23 protein-coding genes and 1 pseudogene are annotated in these 20,538 nt (G+C 64.5%); 12 read left to right on the top strand and 12 right to left on the bottom strand.

Going from position 1 to position 20,538, the window contains the following annotated elements; genetic code table 11:
* Nucleotides 1–816: 816 nt before the first annotated feature.
* Together ACVWZ5_RS04990 and ACVWZ5_RS04985 are read right to left on the bottom strand one after the other, a co-directional pair.
* A pseudogene (locus ACVWZ5_RS04990) lies at nucleotides 817–1,008 on the bottom strand (TOBE domain-containing protein); the annotation flags it as partial.
* A gap of 24 nt (nucleotides 1,009–1,032) precedes the next feature.
* On the bottom strand, nucleotides 1,033–1,296 hold the full coding sequence (locus ACVWZ5_RS04985) for an accessory factor UbiK family protein (protein WP_062572430.1): 264 nt from the start codon (nucleotides 1,294–1,296) through the stop codon (nucleotides 1,033–1,035).
* 406 nt (nucleotides 1,297–1,702) lie between these two features.
* Here ACVWZ5_RS04985 and glnK point away from each other — a divergent pair, with 406 nt between their 5' ends.
* From glnK to ACVWZ5_RS04960, 5 genes are all read left to right on the top strand, one after another.
* Nucleotides 1,703–2,041, top strand: coding sequence for a P-II family nitrogen regulator (gene glnK / locus ACVWZ5_RS04980; RefSeq protein WP_002555808.1), 339 nt, complete (start codon nucleotides 1,703–1,705; stop codon nucleotides 2,039–2,041).
* Between the two features lie 47 nt (nucleotides 2,042–2,088).
* Nucleotides 2,089–3,423, top strand: a complete 1,335-nt coding sequence (locus tag ACVWZ5_RS04975; protein WP_028688622.1) for an ammonium transporter — start codon at nucleotides 2,089–2,091, stop codon at nucleotides 3,421–3,423.
* Between the two features lie 431 nt (nucleotides 3,424–3,854).
* On the top strand, nucleotides 3,855–4,184 hold the full coding sequence (sutA, locus tag ACVWZ5_RS04970) for a transcriptional regulator SutA (protein ID WP_023632536.1): 330 nt from the start codon (nucleotides 3,855–3,857) through the stop codon (nucleotides 4,182–4,184).
* 152 nt (nucleotides 4,185–4,336) lie between these two features.
* Complete coding sequence (locus ACVWZ5_RS04965) at nucleotides 4,337–5,020, top strand: hypothetical protein (RefSeq protein WP_084941028.1); 684 nt, start codon at nucleotides 4,337–4,339, stop codon at nucleotides 5,018–5,020.
* Entirely contained in the window at nucleotides 5,010–5,459 is a 450-nt protein-coding gene (locus tag ACVWZ5_RS04960; RefSeq protein WP_062572432.1) for a hypothetical protein, read from the top strand. The genes ACVWZ5_RS04965 and ACVWZ5_RS04960 overlap by 11 nt, the downstream gene beginning before the upstream one ends.
* Nucleotides 5,460–5,678: 219 nt before the next feature.
* On the opposite strand, the gene ACVWZ5_RS04955 is transcribed toward ACVWZ5_RS04960, so the two are convergent.
* Genes ACVWZ5_RS04955 through lptM form a run of 6 tightly spaced genes read right to left on the bottom strand, consistent with a single transcriptional unit; the run spans nucleotide 5,679 to nucleotide 10,292 of the window.
* Nucleotides 5,679–6,374, bottom strand: a complete 696-nt coding sequence (locus ACVWZ5_RS04955) for an HAD family hydrolase (protein WP_046853674.1) — start codon at nucleotides 6,372–6,374, stop codon at nucleotides 5,679–5,681.
* The gene (gene xerC / locus ACVWZ5_RS04950) at nucleotides 6,371–7,270 is read right to left on the bottom strand and encodes a tyrosine recombinase XerC (protein ID WP_028688620.1); all 900 of its coding nucleotides are present in this window, start codon (nucleotides 7,268–7,270) and stop codon (nucleotides 6,371–6,373) included. The genes ACVWZ5_RS04955 and xerC overlap by 4 nt, the downstream gene beginning before the upstream one ends.
* Complete coding sequence (locus tag ACVWZ5_RS04945) at nucleotides 7,270–7,980, bottom strand: DUF484 family protein (protein ID WP_028688619.1); 711 nt, start codon at nucleotides 7,978–7,980, stop codon at nucleotides 7,270–7,272. Before ACVWZ5_RS04945 ends, xerC begins: the two co-directional genes overlap by 1 nt.
* A gap of 13 nt (nucleotides 7,981–7,993) precedes the next feature.
* Complete coding sequence (gene dapF / locus ACVWZ5_RS04940; protein WP_028688618.1) at nucleotides 7,994–8,824, bottom strand: diaminopimelate epimerase; 831 nt, start codon at nucleotides 8,822–8,824, stop codon at nucleotides 7,994–7,996.
* 4 nt (nucleotides 8,825–8,828) lie between these two features.
* Complete coding sequence (gene lysA / locus ACVWZ5_RS04935) at nucleotides 8,829–10,076, bottom strand: diaminopimelate decarboxylase (protein ID WP_062572433.1); 1,248 nt, start codon at nucleotides 10,074–10,076, stop codon at nucleotides 8,829–8,831.
* A gap of 9 nt (nucleotides 10,077–10,085) precedes the next feature.
* On the bottom strand, nucleotides 10,086–10,292 hold the full coding sequence (gene lptM, locus ACVWZ5_RS04930) for an LPS translocon maturation chaperone LptM (RefSeq protein WP_050703271.1): 207 nt from the start codon (nucleotides 10,290–10,292) through the stop codon (nucleotides 10,086–10,088).
* A gap of 207 nt (nucleotides 10,293–10,499) precedes the next feature.
* Between lptM and cyaY the strand changes: the two genes are divergently transcribed.
* From cyaY to rnk, 3 genes are all read left to right on the top strand, one after another.
* Nucleotides 10,500–10,832, top strand: a complete 333-nt coding sequence (cyaY, locus tag ACVWZ5_RS04925) for an iron donor protein CyaY (RefSeq protein ID WP_028688616.1) — start codon at nucleotides 10,500–10,502, stop codon at nucleotides 10,830–10,832.
* Nucleotide 10,833: 1 nt separating this feature from the next.
* Nucleotides 10,834–11,052 (top strand): DUF1289 domain-containing protein, encoded by a 219-nt coding sequence (locus ACVWZ5_RS04920; RefSeq protein WP_028688615.1) that lies wholly within the window; start codon nucleotides 10,834–10,836, stop codon nucleotides 11,050–11,052.
* A 156-nt stretch (nucleotides 11,053–11,208) separates the two neighbouring features.
* Entirely contained in the window at nucleotides 11,209–11,619 is a 411-nt protein-coding gene (gene rnk, locus ACVWZ5_RS04915; protein WP_028688614.1) for a nucleoside diphosphate kinase regulator, read from the top strand.
* Nucleotides 11,620–11,734: 115 nt separating this feature from the next.
* Here rnk and ACVWZ5_RS04910 read toward each other — a convergent pair whose 3' ends face one another.
* From ACVWZ5_RS04910 to ACVWZ5_RS04900, 3 genes are all read right to left on the bottom strand, one after another.
* Nucleotides 11,735–14,599, bottom strand: coding sequence for a class I adenylate cyclase (locus tag ACVWZ5_RS04910; protein ID WP_186599629.1), 2,865 nt, complete (start codon nucleotides 14,597–14,599; stop codon nucleotides 11,735–11,737).
* A gap of 166 nt (nucleotides 14,600–14,765) precedes the next feature.
* Nucleotides 14,766–15,017 (bottom strand): TIGR02647 family protein, encoded by a 252-nt coding sequence (locus ACVWZ5_RS04905; protein ID WP_028688612.1) that lies wholly within the window; start codon nucleotides 15,015–15,017, stop codon nucleotides 14,766–14,768.
* A 51-nt stretch (nucleotides 15,018–15,068) separates the two neighbouring features.
* Entirely contained in the window at nucleotides 15,069–15,371 is a 303-nt protein-coding gene (locus ACVWZ5_RS04900) for a hypothetical protein (protein WP_028688611.1), read from the bottom strand.
* Between the two features lie 146 nt (nucleotides 15,372–15,517).
* Here ACVWZ5_RS04900 and ACVWZ5_RS04895 point away from each other — a divergent pair, with 146 nt between their 5' ends.
* Entirely contained in the window at nucleotides 15,518–16,177 is a 660-nt protein-coding gene (locus ACVWZ5_RS04895; protein WP_062572435.1) for a glutathione S-transferase, read from the top strand.
* Nucleotides 16,178–16,211: 34 nt separating this feature from the next.
* Here the strand turns inward: ACVWZ5_RS04895 and argH are convergent, their stop codons facing one another.
* The gene (argH, locus tag ACVWZ5_RS04890; protein ID WP_062572436.1) at nucleotides 16,212–17,606 is read right to left on the bottom strand and encodes an argininosuccinate lyase; all 1,395 of its coding nucleotides are present in this window, start codon (nucleotides 17,604–17,606) and stop codon (nucleotides 16,212–16,214) included.
* A gap of 297 nt (nucleotides 17,607–17,903) precedes the next feature.
* On the opposite strand from argH, the gene ACVWZ5_RS04885 reads away from it, so the two are divergent.
* The 3 genes from ACVWZ5_RS04885 to ACVWZ5_RS04875 all read left to right on the top strand — a co-directional run bounded on the left by ACVWZ5_RS04885 (nucleotide 17,904) and on the right by ACVWZ5_RS04875 (nucleotide 20,520).
* Nucleotides 17,904–18,647 (top strand): LytR/AlgR family response regulator transcription factor, encoded by a 744-nt coding sequence (locus tag ACVWZ5_RS04885; RefSeq protein WP_062572437.1) that lies wholly within the window; start codon nucleotides 17,904–17,906, stop codon nucleotides 18,645–18,647.
* 167 nt (nucleotides 18,648–18,814) lie between these two features.
* Nucleotides 18,815–19,756 (top strand): hydroxymethylbilane synthase, encoded by a 942-nt coding sequence (gene hemC / locus ACVWZ5_RS04880; RefSeq protein ID WP_028688607.1) that lies wholly within the window; start codon nucleotides 18,815–18,817, stop codon nucleotides 19,754–19,756.
* The gene (locus ACVWZ5_RS04875; RefSeq protein ID WP_084941040.1) at nucleotides 19,753–20,520 is read left to right on the top strand and encodes a uroporphyrinogen-III synthase; all 768 of its coding nucleotides are present in this window, start codon (nucleotides 19,753–19,755) and stop codon (nucleotides 20,518–20,520) included. Before hemC ends, ACVWZ5_RS04875 begins: the two co-directional genes overlap by 4 nt.
* Nucleotides 20,521–20,538 lie beyond the last annotated feature (18 nt).

Here is a 20,538-nt window from a genome sequence, read left to right as displayed (position 1 = left end):
TTGGCTGTGCTCCTGCCGCAGGAGGCGGCACGACACACAGTCGACTCACGGTAGGGAAGGTGAGTGAACGTGTCCCGTGTCGCAATGATTCAAACAATGAAATACGTGGTTTTTCCGACGTTTACGTGTTCGCTGGCGAATGCCGGAAATTAGATCGGCAGCGAACTTTCGACTGGCTGATTCCATGGTCGGTTAATCCCTGTGCTAAATGGCGGGCACTAGAACTCCAACGAACTTTAATTATTTAAAGTTCGGAAGTTTCTGACGATTTATATGGCGTCAGTTCAGCGAACGGACAGCCTCGCGCGCGTCACTGCAGGCAGTAACGGGCGCGCTATCGACTGGGCGGTTCCAGGGACGAGGACAGGCCCCAGCCGAGGACAGGACGGTGCGGGGCCTTGTGCGCACAGGCGCGCAGGCGTGGGATGGCGATATCGAGGTTCATGAGCTTGCCTCCGACCGGGCGGGCACCCGGGGCGGCAAGCTACGGCGGAGCAACAGGCTCTGGCGCGGCTTGCCCGACCTAGGGGCGGGCCCGGAGTTCCGGTTCAAGTGCCTGGCGGCCAAAGGCCGCCAGACAGCGACTAGATACTGTGTCCATTGAATTCTTCGTGAGTTGAAATAAAGGCCCGCTTTTCGGGGCGGGTGAACTTTATGCAAAGCATAGCGGGGAAGTCAACCGGGAAGGCGTAACTTAAATATGTTTCATCTGCTGGGCGGGGAATTAATGCAATACCTTGCGCAAGTGTTATCGCAGGGCAAGCCCGTTACTGCCTGGGCAAGGCAGAAGCGGGCATTCGATCAAGGCTTGGCGCCCAGGATGATGTGCGAGGCCTTGACCAGCGCCACGGCCTGCTTGCCGACGTTGATGTTGTGCAGGCTGGCCATGGTGACCACCGCGACCAGCTTCTCGCCGGCGGCCAGGGTCAGTTCGACCTCGGCATTCACCGTGCCTGGCTTGATGGCGCTGAGCGAACCTTCAAAGACATTCCGGGCACTGTCTTTCATGGCTAACACTCCCTGTATCGATTGCTAATCTGCAGCGGGCGGCGCCATCCGTGCTTCCAGCTCGGCAACCTGCTTTTCCAGGGTCTCCAGGCGGGCGCGGGTGCGGGCCAGCACCACCATCTGGCTGTCGAACTCCTCGCGGCTGACCAGGTCGAGCTTGCTGAAGGCACCCTGCATCAGCACCTTGAACTGGCTTTCCAGTTCGGCGCGGGGCGCGGCGGTGTCACCGCTGAACAGGCGCGAGGCCTGGTCGCTCAGGGCATCGAGGAAGGCTTTGGGCGCGAGCATGTCTGGTATCCGCTGATCACTGAAAGGGCAGCAGTGTAGCACGGGGCTCCGGGCCACTTGCGCTGCACGCTTTTCGCGCAGGGCGGCCAAAGGTCGCGCACCGATTTTGTGCGCTTTTTCCTTGCTGGCGATTGGCCAATCCCTGACGGTTCACGCAACTACCTGTTTTCCCGTGACTTACGCTAACTGGCAAGGTTTCTGCAAAGACCTGAGCGAGCCATGCACTGATGCAGTCCCTTGTGACCAGGCAGTGCGCAGGCGGAGCCGGAAGGTTCTTCGTCACAGCCGGATCGTGCGTCGGCGGGGAGGATGGAGCCGACGACGCGTTACAAAGCCAGGCGCTGCGCTTAGACTTGAGACGGGTTTGTTTTCCTGGGGCAAGTCCACCAAATCGGGAGAGAGTTTCATGAAGCTAGTCACTGCCATCATCAAGCCGTTCAAGCTGGACGACGTGCGCGAGTCGCTGTCGGAAATCGGCGTGCAGGGCATCACCGTGACCGAAGTCAAAGGCTTCGGCCGGCAGAAGGGTCACACCGAGCTGTATCGCGGCGCTGAATATGTGGTCGATTTCCTGCCCAAGGTGAAGATCGATGTCGCCATCGACGACAAGGACCTCGATCGGGTGATCGAAGCCATCACCAAGGCGGCCAACACCGGCAAGATCGGCGACGGCAAGATCTTCGTGGTCAATCTGGAGCAGGCGATCCGCATCCGTACCGGCGAGACCGATACCGACGCGATCTAAGCGCCAAACCAAGCCTCACCAAACCCAACGCCCCAGGAGAAAACAACATGACTCTGCGCAAGATCGCAGGGCTAGGAGCCCTATTGTCCCTCGTAATGCCAGGGCTGGCCCTGGCCGAGGAAACTGCCGCCCCCGTGCTGAACTCCGGCGACACCGCCTGGATGCTCACCTCGACGGCACTGGTCCTGTTCATGACCATCCCGGGCCTGGCCCTGTTCTACGGCGGCATGGTGCGCTCGAAGAACGTGCTGTCGGTGATGATGCAGTGCTTTGCCATCACCGGGTTGATCAGCATCCTGTGGGTCATCTACGGCTACAGCCTGGCTTTCGATACCGCTGGTATGGAAAAGGGCGTGCTCAACTTCAATTCCTTCATCGGTGGCTTCTCCAAGGCCTTCCTCAACGGCGTCACGCCGTCGGGCCTGACCTCGGCCACCGCGCTGTTCCCCGAGGCGGTGTTCATCACCTTCCAGATGACCTTCGCCATCATCACCCCGGCGCTGATCGTCGGTGCCTTCGCCGAGCGCATGAAGTTCTCGGCAATGCTGATCTTCATGGGCGTGTGGTTCACCCTGGTCTATGCGCCGATCGCGCACATGGTCTGGAGCGGTGACGGCGCGCTGATGTGGGACTGGGGCGTGCTGGACTTCGCCGGCGGCACCGTGGTGCACATCAACGCCGGTATCGCCGGCCTGGTCTGCTGCCTGGTGCTGGGCAAGCGCAAGGGCTACCCGACCACGCCGATGGCCCCGCACAACCTGGGCTACACCCTGATGGGCGCGGCCATGCTGTGGATCGGTTGGTTCGGCTTCAACGCAGGTTCCGCCGCCGCAGCCAACGGTACCGCCGGCATGGCCATGCTGGTGACCCAGATCGCCACCGCTGCCGCCGCCCTGGGCTGGATGTTCGCCGAGTGGATCTTCCACGGCAAGCCAAGCGCACTGGGCATTGCCTCGGGCGTGGTCGCTGGCCTGGTCGCCATCACCCCGGCCGCCGGCACTGTCGGGCCGATGGGCGCCCTGGTGATCGGCCTGGTGTCCGGCGTGGTCTGCTACTTCTGCGCCACCAGCCTCAAGCGCAAGCTGGGCTATGACGACTCCCTGGACGCCTTCGGCGTGCACGGCATCGGCGGCATCATCGGTGCACTGCTCACCGGCGTGTTCGCGGCACCTGCCCTGGGCGGCTTCGGCGCGGTCACCGACATCGCCGCGCAGTTCTGGATCCAGGCCAAGGGCGTGATCTTCACCGTGGTCTACACCGCCATCGTCACCTACGTGATCCTCAAGGTCCTCGACCTGGTGATGGGCCTGCGGGTCAGCGAAGAAGAAGAGTCGGTCGGCCTCGACCTGGCTCAACACAACGAGCGCGGCTACAACCTGTAACCGCGATGCTGGAAAACTTGCCCGGTTCGCCGGGCATTTTTTTGCCTGTAATTTACCGTTTGGCCTGGGGCAAACGGTTTCCCTGCGCTGATCGCGACCCGGGGTTAAAACTTACAAGCCATCGGGTGTTTCTGGTGCTTTGCTTTTTCTGCGAGCGCGCTAGAATGCGCGCCGAAGGAAGCTGGACGAGTAGTCCACACACTTCGCTACCCTTTGCTAGGCTTGCCAATAGCCTGTGGCCAGCAAGGGCTCAAACAATTTTGTCAGGCCTTGCCAGGAGCAGGGCCTGCAGGGTGCCGGGCCCCCCATGAGGGGGTGGACACCCAGGGCAGTGGCCAATCCACGGCCAGTTGAATTTTCACTGGTGGCTGCCGGTCTACGGCTGCACCGGTCTATAACTAACCTGCTTTTCGCAAGTCATGAGGTAGAACATGAGCGACGACGATCTGGAAAATGATGACCTCGAAGTAGGCGACGAAGACGAGGCTGATGACGGCCTTGAAGCGGCCGCTGACGACGGCGCGGAAGACGCCGGCGACGATGACAGCAGCCCGGCTCCTGCGGCCAAGGGCAAGTCCAAGGCGGCGGTCTCGGTAGACGAGATGCCGAGCATGGAAGCCAAGCAGAAAGAGCGCGATGCGCTGGCCAAGGCGATGGAAGAGTTCCTGTCGCGCGGTGGCAAGGTGCAGGAAGTGGAGGCCAACGTGGTCGCCGATCCGCCCAAGAAGCCGGACAACAAGTACGGCAGCCGCCCTATCTGAGTGGCTGAACGCAAAAAAGCCCGCCGTCGCTGCGGGCTTTTTTGTGGGCGCTGTAAGTGCGAATTTTCATACAAGCAAAGAGGACGGGTCTGCTAGAGAGCCTGAGGTAATCCGGGTAAGCATCATCCCTTAAGCCAAGGGAGATGCCGGTTATGGACAAACTGATTCGTCGCAGTGAGCTAAGCAAGGAAGATCTCAAGAGGGTGGAGGACCCATTCTTTGCTGTGTCGAAAGTGAAGCATGCGCTCCTGTACGACGGGTACCTTTGGGGGAAAACGGAATTTCTGGAAGCTGGAGGTATCCGTTTTGGACAACGCTACTCCGAAAAGGACCTTGAAAAGGCCCTGGAGAAAATCAAGGATGGCAGTTGGCTGTTTCTGACCAGTGAGCCTTTCAACCCGATACGCATTGATGGCTATTTGGGCACAACCCAGTGCTTTCCAGTATCAGAGGCAGCGCCCAGTCAATCAGAGATAGAGAAGGGTCCAGGGAAATGGCGGACAATCGACATCGACTATGACGGTCTGAAGAACACGTTTGCCATGTTGCAGAACCGTCTCGGCTCGCTTGGAGATGAAGGGAGGGTATTCGGATCCGAAGGCAAGGACTTCGATAACACTACCCGTGTCGTGACTCAGCAGTGGGTACCACTGGACAGTCATGATGATCACCTGGCATCCAGGTCGGTGGTCCACCCTTACGGGAAGTTGCGTGCCGTGACTCAGCGGTATCTGGAAGGTGACGATAAATGGCAGATCAGTGGCAAGTCATGGTACTGGCAACCAGTGCTACCGCATGAGACCTACGAGCACCCAGAAAGGCATGATGCCCGATAAGAGCAGAACTCAGCATTGGATGCTTCGGGTCTGGGGCGTTCTGGATGCGTTCTACATTCTCTACTACCTGATCGGTAGTCTCCGTCTTGGACGTGTCCCGTTCATCACCGATGCCAAGATAATGGTTGGTTTGTTGGCCGAGCAGGGTGTAGTAGCAAGCCTGATCGCAGTCATGAGTCTGGTGCTTCAGGTCTCGATCGTATTCAGTGCATTTCTGCTGCTGCTTGGACTCAGGTTTGGGGCTTCCCTAGGGATTGCGCAGATACCATTTCGACTGCTTTCGATAACGCCGTCACTTTCGGTTCTGTCAATCTGGGCGAGCCTGATGCCTGGCTACAATATCTGGCTGATGCTTGGATTGATTGTTATCTCTGAGGTCATCAAGGGTGGCACCTTGTGGTGGGCTATGCGTCCTCAAGGTGCGCATAGGCGGGCCTAAGCATCGATTCCCCGCTGTCGCTGCGGTTTTATTGTGCCTGTCAGGTTGGCACGGTCTCTGTAGGAGCGGCCTTGTGTCGCGAAAGGGCTGCGCAGCAGCCCCAGGATTTGAGTATCGACAACGACCCTGGGGCCGCTTTGCGGCCCTTTCGCGACACAAGGCCGCTCCTACAGGGATGGCGCACTGCCTGAAGATGTGGGATGGGGAATGTGAAGCAGGTCAGCGCCAGCGCGCCAGCACGTCGGGCAACTGCGACAGCCGCTGGATCTCGGCATCCGGTGCCTGCTCGCCGCTCCAGGGTTTGTGCTGCGGGTTGAACCACACCGCGCGCAACCCGGCGCGCTGGGCGCCGGCGATGTCGTCGCCCGGGTGGTCGCCGACGTGCACCGCCGCCCCGGCGTCCACCTCGCCGCGCTTCAGCGCTTCGAGGAACGGTGCCGGGTCCGGTTTGCCGATGCCCAGGTCCTCGGCGCACAGGGCGAAGCGGAAGTAGTCCGCCAGCCCCAGGCGGCGCACGTCGGCATTGCCATTGGTGACCACGCCGAGGGTGTAGTGGTGGCGCAGGATCTCCAGCACCGGCTGCACCTCGGGGAACACCTCCACCTGGTGCCGGGCATGCAGGAACACCTCGAAGCCCTCGTTGGCCAGCTCCTGGGCGTGTTTCTCGCTGTAGCCGACTTCTTCCAGGGCGTGGAACAGCACCCGCCGGCGCAGGGCGCTGATGCGGTGCTTGAGGCCCGGCTCGGCCTGTACCAGGCGCTCGCGGATGGCGAACAGGTGCTCGACCGGCACGCCACCGAGAATCGGCGCGTTGGCTTCGAGCCAGTCGCGCAGGACGACTTCGGCGCTGGCGATGACCGGCGCGGTGTCCCAGAGGGTGTCGTCCAGGTCGAAGGTGATCAGCTTGATGCTCATGAGTCCGTGTCCTTGCTGCGTTTGGCCCGAGGATGGGCGCTGTCGTACACCGCGGCCAGGTGCTGGAAGTCCAGGTGGGTGTAGATCTGCGTGGTGCTGATGTCGGCGTGGCCGAGCATCTCCTGTACCGCGCGCAGGTCCTGGGACGATTCCAGCAGGTGGCTGGCGAAGGAATGGCGAAGCATGTGCGGGTGCAGGTGCTGGCCGAGCTCGCGCTCGCCAGCGGCCTTGACCCGCAGCTGGATGGCGCGGGGGCCGAGGCGCTTGCCCTGGCGGCTGAGGAACACCGCGCCGTCCCGCGGGCCGGCGATGCCGCGCAGCTTGAGCCACGCCTGCATCGCCTCGCGGGCCTTGCGGCCGACCGGCAGCACGCGGCTCTTGCCGCCCTTGCCGTGCACCTGTACCAGCCCGGCGGCCAGGTCCAGGTGTTCGAGGTCGAGCCCGGTCAGCTCCGACAGGCGCAGGCCGGACGAGTAGAACAGTTCGAGGATCGCCTGGTCGCGACGGGCAATGAACTCGTCGTCGACGCCGCCATCGAGCAGTTGCAGGGCACGGTCGGTGTCCAGCACCTTGGGCAGGCGCCGTTCACCCTTGGGCGGCGCCAGGCCGTTGGCCGGGTCGTGCTGGCAATGGCCTTCGCGGTTGAGGTAGCGGTACAGGCCGCGCACCGCCGAGAGCAAGCGCGCCAGGCTGCGCGAGGACTGGCCGTGATGGTGCTGGCGGGCGACCAGCTGGCGCAGCTGCTGGACCTGCAGGGCGCTCCAGCCGGCTATGCCCTGGGTGTTGCAGAATTCGATGACTTTCTCGAGGTCGCGCCGGTAGGCCAGCAGGGTGTGCTCGGACACCTGGCGCTCGTTGCGCAGGTGAGCGCAATAAGCCTCCAGCTGGCGTTCCATCAGCGTACCGAGCGCAGCGTCTGGGTGAAGCGCGGCACCACGCGGCCAAGCACTTCGGCGATGTAGCTGAGGAACAGGGTGCCGACGCTGCTCTTGTAGTGCTGCGGGTCGCGGCTGCCGATCGCCAGCACGCCGTGCAGACCCTGGTATTCGAGAGTGGCCACGGCACTGGAGCCGACTTCCTTGTGCTGGGCATCGCCGAACAGGAAGGCCAGTTCGTGTTCGCGCAGGCTGCCGCTGATGGTCTTGCCACCGCCGATCAGGCCACCGATGGCTTGCTGCGCCTCGGCGCCGGAGACCCAGCGGCCCACGGGCGCGGCGTTCTCGCCGAACAGGATCAGGCTGACGAAGGGCACCTGGAATTCCTGGCGCAGGCTGTCCTCGACCGCCATCACCACCTCTTCGAGGGTGCCGGCGTCGAGCAGGTCGAGGATCAGCCGGCGGGTCTTGTCGAACAGCCGGTCGTTGTCGCGGGCCACGTCCATCAACTGCGACAGGCGATGGCGCATCTCGATGTTGCGGTCGCGCAGCAGCTTGAGCTGGCGCTCCACCAGCGACACGCTGTCGCCGCGCTGATGGGGGATGCGCTGTTCGAGCAGCAGCTCGTCGTGCTCGGCGAAGAAGGTCGGGTGGGCGCGCAGGTAGGCGACCACCGCTTCGGCATCGAGCTCACGGGCCTGCGGGGATGCAACGTTAGGCTGGTCGGTCATGGCGGATACTCGCTTAGAGACGAACTTGTCCTTCGAACACGCGGACGGCGGGGCCGGTCATCAGCACCGGCTTGCCGGGGCCGGCCCACTCGATGCTCAGGCGGCCACCCGGCAGGTCGATGGTCACCGGCGAGTCCATCCAGCCCTGGCTGATCGCCGCCACGGCCGCGGCGCAGGCGCCGGTACCGCAGGCCTGGGTCTCGCCGGCGCCACGCTCCCATACCCGCAGGTTGGCGCGGTGGCGGTCGACCACCTGGATGAAGCCGGCATTGACCCGCTGCGGGAAGCGCGGGTGATGCTCGATCTTCGGGCCCAGTTCATGGACCGGCGCACTGCGCACGTCGTCGACGCGCAGTACCGAATGCGGGTTGCCCATGGACACCGCGGCGATCTGGTGCACCTGGCCATCGACTTCCAGCGCATAGCTGATGGCCTGCTCGTCGGCGATGAACGGGATCTCGGCCGGGGCGAAGCGTGGCGGCCCCATGTCGACGCAGATCTGGCCGTCGTTGCGCACATCGAGCTCGATGATGCCGCCCTTGGTTTCGACGCGAATGCGCTTCTTGGCGGTCAGGCGCTTGTCTAGTACGAAGCGGGCGAAGCAGCGCGCGCCGTTGCCGCACTGCTCGACTTCGGAGCCGTCGGCATTGAAGATCCGGTAGCGGAAGTCCACATCCGGGTTGTTCGGCGCCTCGACGATCAGCAGCTGGTCGAAGCCGATGCCCGTGTTGCGATCGCCCCATTGCTTGGCGTGCTTGGGTTGGATGTGCGCGTGCTGGCTGACCAGGTCGAGGACCATGAAGTCGTTGCCCAGCCCGTGCATCTTGGTGAAACGCAGCAGCATGGGCTCACTCCGGCAGCAGGCTTTCGCCGGCGAACAATTCGGCGACGGTCTCGCGGCGACGCACTTCGAAGGCCTGGTCGCCATCGACCAGCACTTCGGCGCAACGGCCACGGGTGTTGTAGTTGGAGCTCATGACGAAACCATAGGCGCCCGCCGAGCGGACGGCCAGCAGGTCGCCCTCGGCCAGGTCCAGCACGCGGTCCTTGCCCAGGAAGTCGCCGGTTTCGCAGATCGGGCCGACCAGGTCGTAGGCCCGGCCTTCACCTTCGCGGGGCTTGACCGCGCTGACGTCCATCCAGGCCTGGTACAAGGCGGGACGGATCAGGTCGTTCATGGCCGCGTCGATGATGGCGAAATCCTTGTGCTCGGTGTGCTTGAGGTATTCCACGCGGGTCAGCAGCACGCCGCCGTTGGCGACGATGTAGCGGCCCGGCTCGAACACCAGGGCCAGGTCGCGCTCGCCGACGCGCTCGCGAATGGCTGCGATGTAGTCGGCCAGCAGCGGTGGCTGCTCGTCGCGGTAGCGCACGCCGACCCCGCCGCCGAGGTCCAGGTGGCGCAGGTGGATGCCGCACTCGGCCAGGCGGTCGACCAGCACCAGCAGGCGGTCGAGGGCGTCGAGGAAGGGTTCGACGGTGGTCAGTTGCGAGCCGATGTGGCAGTCGACGCCGACCACGTCCAGGTTCGGCAACTGTGCGGCTCGCACGTAGATCGCCTCGGCGTCGGCGATGGCGATGCCGAACTTGTTCTCTTTGAGACCGGTGGAAATGTACGGATGGGTGCCGGCGTCGACGTCCGGGTTCACTCGCAGCGAAACCGGGGCCGTCTTGCCCATTTCGGCGGCAACGACCTGGAGGCGCTCGAGCTCGTCGGTGGACTCGACGTTGAAGCAGTGCACGCCCACTTCCAGGGCGCGGCGCATGTCGTCACGGGTCTTGCCGACCCCGGAGAACACCACGCGATCGGCGCGCCCGCCTGCGGCCAGGACGCGCTCCAGCTCACCGCCGGAGACGATGTCGAAGCCTGCGCCGAGGCGCGCCAGCAGGTTCAGCACGCCCAGGTTGGAGTTGGCCTTGACCGCGAAGCAGACCAAGTGCTCGACCCCTTGCAGGGCGTCGGTATAGCTGCGGTACTGGGCCTCGATATGGGCGCGCGAGTACACGTAGGTGGGCGTGCCGAAGCGTTCGGCGATCGCCGTCAGGGCCACCCCTTCCGCGAACAGCTCGCCGCCGCGGTAGTTGAATGCGTCCATGGGATTTCCTTACTGCGCGGGCGACTCTTCTGGCTGCTCTTGCGGCTGCACCAGCACCGGCTGCGGCTGGACAGGCTTGGCATGCTGGTGCGATTTGCGCGGGCCTTTGCCGTCCTTGCCGTCTTCCGGCAGGTACAGGGGGCCTTTCTGACCGCAGGCCGAAACGAGGCAGGCAACCGCGACCAGCGCCGCGAGGGAGGAAATCAGGCGTTTCATGGGTGAAATCCTTGGAAATATGCAGTATTGCGCCCGAGTATACCGAGCGCCCACCTGATTGCCTATGCAAGGGGCAGCCCCGCTCGGCGGGCATGGGCGACCGAAGGACATGCGGCTTTTTCTTACAGCGATTAGCTTGTAGCCTGAGGCGTTCGCCCTTATCGTGCCCGGCTTGCGTGTGTACAGCCATTTTTCGAGGTCCCTGCAATGAGTTTGAGCGAAGCGCGTTTCCACGACCTGGTCGATGCGACCCAACAGGCCCTGGAAGACCTGTTCGATGAAAGCGGCATGGACCTGGACATGGAGAACTCCGCCGGCGTTCTCACCGTCAAGTTCGACAACGGCAGCCAGCTGATCTTCAGCCGCCAGGAGCCGCTGCGCCAGCTGTGGCTGGCGGACAAGTCCGGCGGCTTCCACTTCGACTACGACGAAGAGAGCGGCAAATGGGTCTGCGAGAAGAGCGAAGAGCTGCTGGGCGAGATGCTCGAGCGCATCGTCTGGGAACGCGCCGGCGAGAAGCTGGACTTCGACGAGATCTGAGATGAGCGACCTGCCCCGGCCACCCAAGCCGCTCTACAGCAACGTGAGCCCGGCGGTGCCATCACCTTGTATCAGCATATGTCGGCTGGATGAGCACAAGGTCTGCACCGGCTGTCACCGCCATGTCGAGCACATCCGCGAGTGGCGCTCGGCCGATGACGAGCGGCGCCGGCAGATCTGCCGCGAGGCGCTGGCCCTGAAATCGCGAGCACCGGCATAGGCACAACGAAGGTGTGGGCTTGAGTATTTGCCCCGCTGTGGTAGTGTCAGGGTCTGCGTCGATGACGCCACAGTATTTTGCAAACCCCGCCCTTGGGCGGGGTTTTGCTTTATCTGCCTGTTGAAAATTGCCTGTTCAAAGGAGTCTGACTGGATCATGAGCACCAAGCCTTCCCTCATCCTCACCCGCTTGGACGTGCAGCGTCTCGAGCGCCTGCTCGACGACCTCGATGAAAGCACCCCAGGTGTGCTCGCCCTGCAGGACGAGCTGGACCGTGCCGAGCAGGTGGTCGGGCATGAAGAGGTGCCGGCCGGCGTGGTGACCATGAATTCGCGGGTGCACTGCCGAGAGAGTGCCAGCGGCAAGGATTACCACCTGACCCTGGTGTACCCGAAGGATGCCGGCCCTGAGGGCAATGTATCGATTCTTGCGCCGATCGGCTGCGCCCTGCTCGGCCTGTCGGTGGGCGACCAGATCGACTGGCCGGCGCCGGGCGGCAAGACCCTCAAGCTGGAGCTGCTGGCGGTCGAGTACCAGCCGGAGGCAGCAGGGGATTTCGATCTCTGATACTGCGCATTCCCCTGTAGGAGCGGTCTTGCATGATGCGAAGATCTGGGGGGGCGCTTCGCGCCCCTTTCGCGACGCAAGGCCGCTCCTACAGTATCGGTGAACGCCGAGAGAGTCAGGGCTCCAGCCGCGCCTGCAACTGTTCCAGCCCATCGTTGAGCGCCTGCTCCAGCTCGCGCTTGTAGCGCAGGTACAGGCTGGTGGACCCCTGCTCGTCCTCCAGCAGCTCGGACAGGTCGAGGTCGGTGATGTAGCAGCGGTAACGGCCGCTGCTGCGGCGCTGGCCCAGGATCTGCCGGGCGACCACGGCATACAGCTGGTCGCCGTGCTCCAGTTCGGAAAACTCCTGCTGGTCGCAGTAGAGCGTGACATGCACCCCGTCGCCGGTACCCGCCTGGAGGATCGCCTGGACCTCGTAGTAGGCCTGGTTCTGGCTGTCCATTGGCGTCTGTCGCGGCTCCAGGCTGCGTGCCTTGCCGAGGCCGGATGGCAGCAACTGGTAGTAGAGGATATCCAGCGACGCCAGCGGCAGGCTGTCCAGGGGCAGTTGGGCATCGCGGCGCATCAGCATCGATTGCAGGAAGCGTTGCAGCGGCAGCAGCAGGTGCTGCTCGTCCTGCAGCGGCAGCCGTTGCTGCCAGAGCGCGTTGTGCTCGTCGAGCACATACAGGTCGGCCCAGCCTTCGAACAGCCGGTAGAACACCTGGATGCAGCCGGGGCGGCCCTGGGCCAGGACCAGCGGCAGGTCATGGTCCTGCAGGGCATGGGCGTCCAGGTGCAGCGGGCTGTAGCGGCTGCGCTCCTCGCCGAGGGCCGCCAGCACCGCGTCGTGGTCGGCGAGGCTGGCCAGGGTGACCTGCCCGGGCTGCAGGTCGAGGATGTGGGTGTGCTGGGCCACCTGCAGCAGGTAGCGGTGATTCAGGCCCTGGTCGAGCAGCAGCTGCACGGTGTCGAAGATGTCCTCGACCCGTTGGCTGATAGCCTGGGCGCGGTTGTGGCAGTAGCAGCGCACCCGCACCCGCGGGCGGTGGCTGCGCAGGCCCAGGCTGTTGAGGAAGTCGCGCAGGCAGCGCACCAGCGCATGCTCGCCATCGTAGCGCTGCACCAGGACCTCGTTCCAGCTGTTGAGGGTGATCTGGTCGAGGGTCAGCACCAGGTTCTCGCGCACCCCGGCGTAGCTCAGCGAGTCGGTGCGTTCGGTGGTCATCAGGATGTTCAGGTCGCGGTGATGGCGCAGCGGATCGACCCCGACATTCACCAGCAGCAGGATCTCGTCGGCCACGCTCGGTTGCAGCAGGCGCACCTCGCTTACCGTCTCCAGCGGCAGGGGGATGCTCTGTTGCAGGCTGCCGATCAGGTTGAACAGCTCGAACTCGCTCAGGTCGCTGGCGCCAGGGTGCAGGGCCAGGCGCGTGCCGCTGTCGATCACGCCGTTGCGATGGGCCCAGGTGAGCAGCTCGAGCAGTTCGCGGCAGCGCTTGATCGGGCTGAAATGCTCCCACTCGTGCACGCCGAGGTTGCCGTTGTACAGGCCCCAGTGGTGGGTGCCCGGCTCCTTGCGGTTGGGCGAGTGCACCAGGGTCAGGGTGTCTTCGGCCAGGTCCGGGGCGATGCCCGGGTTGATCACCTCGATCTTGCCGGCCCGTCGCTCGAAGGCGGCGTACAGGCGCCGGCCGAGGACGTTGAGGTCGCGCTGGTCGGCGCGGCTGTTGGCGTTCTGCTGGCGGGCGAACTGGGTCAGGAAGCGGTAGCTGTGGTTCAGCTCGGCCACCAGTTCGCGGCGCTCGACCGCCACCTGGCGCACTTTCCACTGGCTGCGGCTGTCGAGCAGCGCCAGCTGGCGCTCGTCCCAGCCCCACTCCTCGGTCAGGCGCCCGAGCAGCTGGCGCTGCCAGCCGCCGCTGCGGGTGCGGCCCAGGTCGCTGAGCTTCTTGTTCACTTTCAGGTACAGGCTGCGCCGCACCAGCTCCAGGCGTGCCGATTGGCCACGCTGAAGCAGGTAGCGTTCGATGCGCCGGTAGACCATGACGTAGGGGTCGAGCTCGTCCAGGTCCAGCTGGTTGGCGAACACGGCCTGCTTGTAGTCCAGGCTCAGGCAGCGCACCTGCGGGTGTTCGCTGGCGTAGGCCTCGGTGAGCAGCAGCTTTAGCAGCGATTTGTAGGGCGAATCGATGCCCTTGAACAGCTGCCACAGCCCGGCACCGACATACTCGCCAGGCGGTATGTGCGCCAGGTTGCCGAGGTCCAGGGCGTCGGTGATGCGGATGAAGCGCTTGGCCAGCAGGGTCTGGGTAAAGTCGCGGTAGTTATGCTCCTGGTACACCGGCACCAGCCACCACAGCGGCGTGCGCCCGGCCAGCCAGATGGCGGTGCGGTAGAACTCGTCGAGCAGCAGGTAGTGCTGGGTGGTGCCGCAGTCATCGGAGCTGAGCTGGCTGTCGCGCTCGCCCCGGACGAAGCCGCGTGGCTCGATCAGGAACAGGTGCGCCTCGGCGCCTTGGCTGGCGGCCCAGGCCTCGAGCAGTTGGCATTTGCGCCGCAGGTCGGCCAGGGCCTGCTCGTCCAGGTCGGGGGCGTGGCAGACCCACAGGTCCATGTCGCTTTGCTCGGCCTGGGCCAGGGTGCCCAGGCTGCCCATCAGGAACAGGCCGTGGATTGGTTGCTGCGGCTTGCCGTGGCGCGGCTTGTAGGTGAACGAGCGGGTCAGGCGCTGGGCCTCGGCCAGCAGGTCGCTGTCGGGCTCGAAGCCGGACACGCCGGCGGGGGTGGTGCCCGACACATAGCCCGGCAACAGCGGGTGATTGACGTGGAAGAACAGCGGCAACAGGGTGAGGACCAGTTGCTGGCGCGTGGACAGCCCTTCCATGGCCCGTGCCAGGCGGCCCTGGTTGATCTTCAGGAAGCGCGCGCGCAGCTTGGACAGCTCCTTGCGGTCGATGCCTTGGTCGAGATCGGGGCGGATTTCATGGGGGTGGTTCATTGCGCACTCAGGCAGGCCGGGGGAGCACTGGCGAGTTTAGCCTGAGTGGGGCGGTCGGATAAGGGGTTGCTGGATTTTTGACGTCAGATTTGCAGCGCCCGTGCAAGCCATCGACGGTAAGCCCGCTCCTGCAGGTCTGCCGAGCTGCAGGAGCGGGAGCAGGGGTTCAGGCCGGCTGGGCGGATTTTGATTTGAGAATGGTCAGCAAAAGCCGGACGCTCTCAGCAGCATCGTTACCAAGGCTGGTGAGGTAACCGCCATCGGGTTGGTCGGTGAGCCCTTTGTCATGCAAGCGCTTGGCGGCGGCGACCAGGGCGGGGGAGGCGTCGCTGCTAACCTTGATGCCTTCCTGGTGGTTATCCAGGTTGAACTGAGAAAGGACTTCCAGTTCGGCGATCAGTTCGGGGGTAAAAGGCATGGGCAACTCCTGACTTCGAGACAAGGATGGAAGTCAGGAGTGTAGTCAGGCTTATTCGATGTCGCCTTGATCCGCCTCAGGTGGCAGCTCCGGCAGGGCGCGCAGGGCGGTTTCATACCATTCGGTGTTGAACGGACGGTCTTCGTCGAGCATGGCGTCGATCTCGATGGCCAGCACGTGGGCCATGAGGTTGAGGATGTCCTCGCGCTCGTAGCCGACCAGGGTCAGCTTGTTGAAGGTGGCCTTGGCCGCCGCGGGTTCGCCGCTTTCGATCTGGTTCTCGATGGCCTGGGTGAGAGTGGCCTCGGTGAAGGCTTCTTCGTCGTTGCCGTCGATCTCGTCGTGCTCGCTCATGGCGGTACTCCTGTGGTGAAGCGCACAGTGTGCCATGTCTGCGTTCGCAATGCCCGGCCATCAGCGCCGAGCATGGCACTGGTCAAGGGACGGGCAGGGGGCTATAACAGCCGGGCCAACCCCATACGGCCTTGGAGGCTGTCTCAATGCTCAAGCTTCATGGATTCGCGGTCAGCAACTACTACAACATGGTCAAGCTGGCCTTGCTGGAGAAAGGCGTGCCCTTCGAGGAGGTACCGTTCTTCGGTGGTCAGTTGCCTCAAGCCCTGGCCATCAGCCCTCGCGGCAAGGTGCCGGTGCTTGAGACCGAGCACGGTTTCATCAGCGAAACCGGGGTCATCCTCGACTACATCGAACAGACCCAGCCGGGCAAGGCGCTGCTGCCGGCCGATGCCTTCGGGCAGGCCAAGGTGCGCGAGCTGCTGCGGGAGATCGAGCTGTATATCGAGCTGCCGGCGCGTACCTGCTACGCCGAGGCGTTCTTCGGCACGGCGGTGGAGCCGCTGATCAAGGAGCGGGCGCGGGCGGACCTGCTGGCGGGCTTCGCCACCCTCAAGCGCAACGGGCGGTTCCAGCCGTACGTGGCCGGTGAGCAACTGACCATCGCCGACCTGATGTTCTGCTTCTCGGTAGACCTGGCCTGCGCGGTGGGCAAGAAGGTGCTGAACATCGACTTCCTGGCGGATTTCCCGCAAGCGACGGCGCTGTTGCGGTTGCTGGGCGAAAACCCGCACATGGCGCGGATCGTGGCGGACAAGGACGCGGCGATGCCGGCGTTCCTGGAAATGATCAAGAGCAAGCGCTGAGTGGAGTCGGGGCTGCGCAGCAGCCCCTGACTGTTTAGCGCGAAGCCAGCAAGGCCTTGCCGCGCGCAACGGCCGCGCGCACCTGGGCCGGCGCGGTGCCGCCGATATGGTTGCGGGCGTTGACCGAACCTTCCAGGGTCAGCACGGCGAACACATCCTGCTCGATCTGGTCGCTGAACTGGCGCAGTTCTTCCAGGCTCATCTCGGCCAGGTCCTTGCCGGTATCGACACCGTACTTCACCGCATGGCCGACGATCTCGTGGCAATCACGGAACGGCAGGCCGCGGCGCACCAGGTAGTCGGCCAGGTCCGTGGCGGTGGAGAAACCGCGCAGGGCCGCTTCGCGCATGATCGCGTGCTTGGGCTTGATCGCCGGGATCATGTCGGCAAAGGCGCGCAGCGAGTCGCGCAGGGTGTCGGCGGCGTCGAACAGCGGCTCTTTATCTTCCTGGTTGTCCTTGTTGTAGGCCAGCGGCTGGCCTTTCATCAGGGTCAGCAGGCCGGTCAGGGCGCCGAACACGCGGCCGCTCTTGCCGCGCACCAGCTCCGGTACGTCCGGGTTCTTCTTCTGCGGCATGATCGAGCTGCCGGTGCAGAAACGATCAGGCAGGTCGACGAACTGGAACTGCGCGCTGGTCCACAGCACCAGCTCTTCGGAGAAGCGCGACAGGTGCATCATCGCGATGCTCGCCGCCGAGCAGAATTCGATGGCGAAGTCGCGGTCCGAGACGCTGTCCAGCGAGTTGCCGCCCACGGCCTCGAAGCCCAGCAACTTGCAGGTCAGTTCGCGGTCGATCGGGTAGGTGGTGCCGGCCAGGGCGGCGCTGCCCAGGGGCATGCGGTTGGCGCGCTTGCGGCAGTCGACCAGGCGCTCGTAGTCGCGGCTGAGCATCTCGAACCAGGCCAGCAGGTGGTGGCCGAAGGTCACCGGCTGCGCGGTCTGCAGGTGGGTGAAGCCGGGCATGATGGTCTCGGCCTCGCGCTCGGCCTGCTCCAGCAGCCCCTGCTGCAGGCGGGTGATCTCGGCCAGGATCAGGTCGATCTCGTCGCGCAGCCACAGGCGGATGTCGGTGGCCACCTGGTCGTTGCGGCTGCGGCCGGTGTGCAGCTTCTTGCCGGTGATGCCGATGCGGTCGGTCAGGCGCGCTTCGATGTTCATGTGCACGTCTTCGAGGTCGACGCGCCAGTCGAAGGTGCCGGCCTCGATTTCGCCCTGGATGGTCTTCAGGCCATCGATGATGGTGTCGCGCTCGGTATCGGTGAGGACGCCGACCTGCGCCAGCATGGTGGCGTGGGCGATCGAACCCATGATGTCGTGGCGGTACAGGCGCTTGTCGAAATCGACCGAGGCGGTGAAGCGGGCGACGAAGGCGTCGACGGGCTCACTGAAGCGGCCGCCCCAGGACTGATTGGTCTTGTCGGTACTCATGGATTCACTCGTTGAAGGCGTGAACGGAAAAAGTGCGCCGATCATAGCAGGGTTGCGCCCGCCGCCGCAGGGCGCCGGTCGCGAGAATCGTCCCGTTACAAGGGGGTGCGGCATATTCAACGATTGAACGGCAGTGTTCCACGGAGCGTCTACAGTTGGACAAAGGACTGGCGGTGAATCTGCCAGGCCAGTGAATCTTTGGCCTTCGCACCGGTCTGTAGCGTGACCGCGTTTCGGTCGCCCCACACTTGTCTACGCTATACCCGTGCGAGACTCACTCAGGAATCCAGCGCAATTATGAATGTCCTGATCGTTGATGATGAACCCCAGGCCCGCGAGCGCCTGAGCCGGCTGCTTGGCGAGCTGGAGGGTTACACCGTGATGGAGCCCAGCGCCACCAACGGCGAGGAGGCCCTGACCCTGATCGAAAGCCTCAAGCCCGATGTGGTGCTGCTGGATATCGGCATGCCGGGCCTCGATGGCCTGCAGGTCGCTGCCCGGCTGTGCGAACGCGAGTCGCCGCCGGCGGTGGTGTTCTGCACCGATGAATACGGCAGCGAAGCCTTCAGGGACAGCACCCTGAGCCATGTCGACAAGCCCATCCAGCCGCAGGCCCTGCGCGACGCCCTGCGCCGGGCAGAAAAACCCAACCGGGCCCAACTGGCGGCGCTGACCCGCGCCGCCAGCGATGCCGGTGGTGGCCCACGCAGCCATATCAGTGCCCGTACCCGCAAAGGCATCGAGTTGATCCCCATTCCCCAGGTCATCTACTTCATCGCCGACCACAAGTACGTCACCCTGCGCCATGAAGCGGGCGAAGTGCTGCTCGACGAGCCGCTCAAGGCCCTGGAGGACGAGTTTGGCGAGCGTTTCGTGCGCATCCACCGCAACGCGCTGGTTGCCCGTGAGCGCATCGAGCGCCTGCAGCGCACGCCGCTGGGGCATTTCCAGCTCTATCTCAAGGGCCTGGACGGCGACGCCCTGACCGTCAGCCGCCGCCATGTGGCGGGGGTGCGCAAGATGATGCAGTCCTTGCACTGAATACCTGTTCGTAGCGTGGGAGCGGGCTTGCCCCGCGATGAGGTGTTGCCCGCCATCGCAATCGCGGGTCATGTCCGCTCCCGCGTGGCGCTTTGCTGATCTGAATCTGCGGGCACACCCAGAGGAGCTGTTATCATCGACCGCATTTCTCTGGATCGGTGCGCTTCATGTCCACTCGCGAAATCCGCATTGCCACCCGTAAAAGTGCCTTGGCCCTGTGGCAGGCCGAATACGTCAAAGCCCGCCTGGAGCAGGCGCATCCTGGTCTTCTGGTGACCCTGGTGCCGATGGTCAGCCGCGGCGACAAGCTGCTCGACGCGCCGCTGGCGAAGATCGGCGGCAAGGGCCTGTTCGTCAAGGAGCTGGAAACCGCCCTGCTCGACAACGAGGCCGACATCGCCGTGCACTCGATGAAGGACGTCCCCATGGACTTCCCCGAGGGCCTGGGCCTGTACTGCATCTGCGAGCGTGAAGACCCGCGCGACGCCTTCGTTTCCAACACCTTCGCCAGCCTCGAGGCCTTGCCGGCCGGCAGCATCGTCGGCACTTCCAGCCTGCGCCGCCAGGCCCAGTTGCTGGCGCGCCGGCCCGACCTCGAGATCCGTTTCCTGCGCGGCAACGTCAACACCCGCCTGGCCAAGCTCGATGCCGGCGAGTACGACGCCATCATCCTCGCCGCCGCCGGCCTGATTCGCCTCGGTTTCGAGGACCGCATCACTGCCTCCATCAGCGTCGATGACAGCCTGCCGGCGGGCGGCCAGGGCGCGGTGGGCATCGAATGCCGCAGCGCCGACGCCCAGATCCATGCATTGCTGGCGCCGTTGCACCATGCCGACACCGCCGACCGGGTGGTGGCCGAGCGCGCCCTGAACAAGCGCCTCAATGGCGGCTGCCAGGTGCCGATCGCCTGCTACGCGGTGCTCGAAGGCGAGCAGCTGTGGCTGCGCGGCCTGGTTGGCCAGCCCTCCGGCGGCACCTTGCTGGTGGCCGAGGCCCGGGCGCCGCGTGCCGATGCCGAGCGCCTGGGTGTGCAGGTCGCTGAAGACCTGCTCGGGCAGGGTGCCGAGGCGATCCTCAAGGAAGTCTACGGCGAGGCCGGCCACCCGTGAGCCCCTGGCGCCTGCTGCTGACCCGCCCTGAAGAGGACTGTGCGGCGCTGGCGCAGACCCTGGCCGACGCGGGCATCGCCAGCGCCAGCTTGCCGTTGCTGGTGATCGAGGCGATCGCGCCGGCCCCTGAGCAGTTGCAGCGCCTGCGGGCGATCGGCGAGGCTCAGGCCATTATCGTGGTCAGCAAGCCGGCGGCCCGCCTGCTGCTGGAGCAACTCGCCCAGGCGGGGGTGACGCCGCCGCCCGCCGGTTGGTTCACGGTGGGCGAGGCGACGGCGCGGATCCTTCAGGAGCACCGGTTGCAGGTGGCCTTTCCGGCGGCTGGCGATGACAGCGAAGCCTTGCTCGCATTGCCCGCCCTGCGCGAGGCTATCGCCGGGCCGGCACCCCGCGTCCTTATCGTGCGCGGCGTCGGAGGTCGTGAACTGCTGGCCGAGCGTCTTGCTGAGCAAGGTGCTAGTGTCGATTATCTGGAATTGTATCGCCGCTGCCTGCCGCACTACCCCGCCACGACCCTCGCCCAGCGCATCGATGGGGAACGCCTCAATGGCCTGGTGGTCAGCAGTGGGCAGGGTCTGGAACACTTGCATCGACTGGCAGGTGCGGATTGGCCGCGGTTTTCCCGCTTGCCGCTGTTCGTGCCCAGCCCCCGGGTGGCCGAGCAGGCGCGAGCGCTCGGGGCGAAAGACATTGTGGATTGCCGTGGCGCCAGCGCTGCGGCCTTGCTGGCAGCCGTGCAGCGAACCGCTGCGCCTGCCCCTTAAGGCGCTAAGCTAGAGAGC

The sequence above is a fragment of the Pseudomonas sp. TE6283 genome, assembly GCF_054060555.1.
The sequence above is the reverse complement of the archived record's forward strand: the minus strand, read 5'-3'. Positions and strand labels throughout refer to the sequence as shown.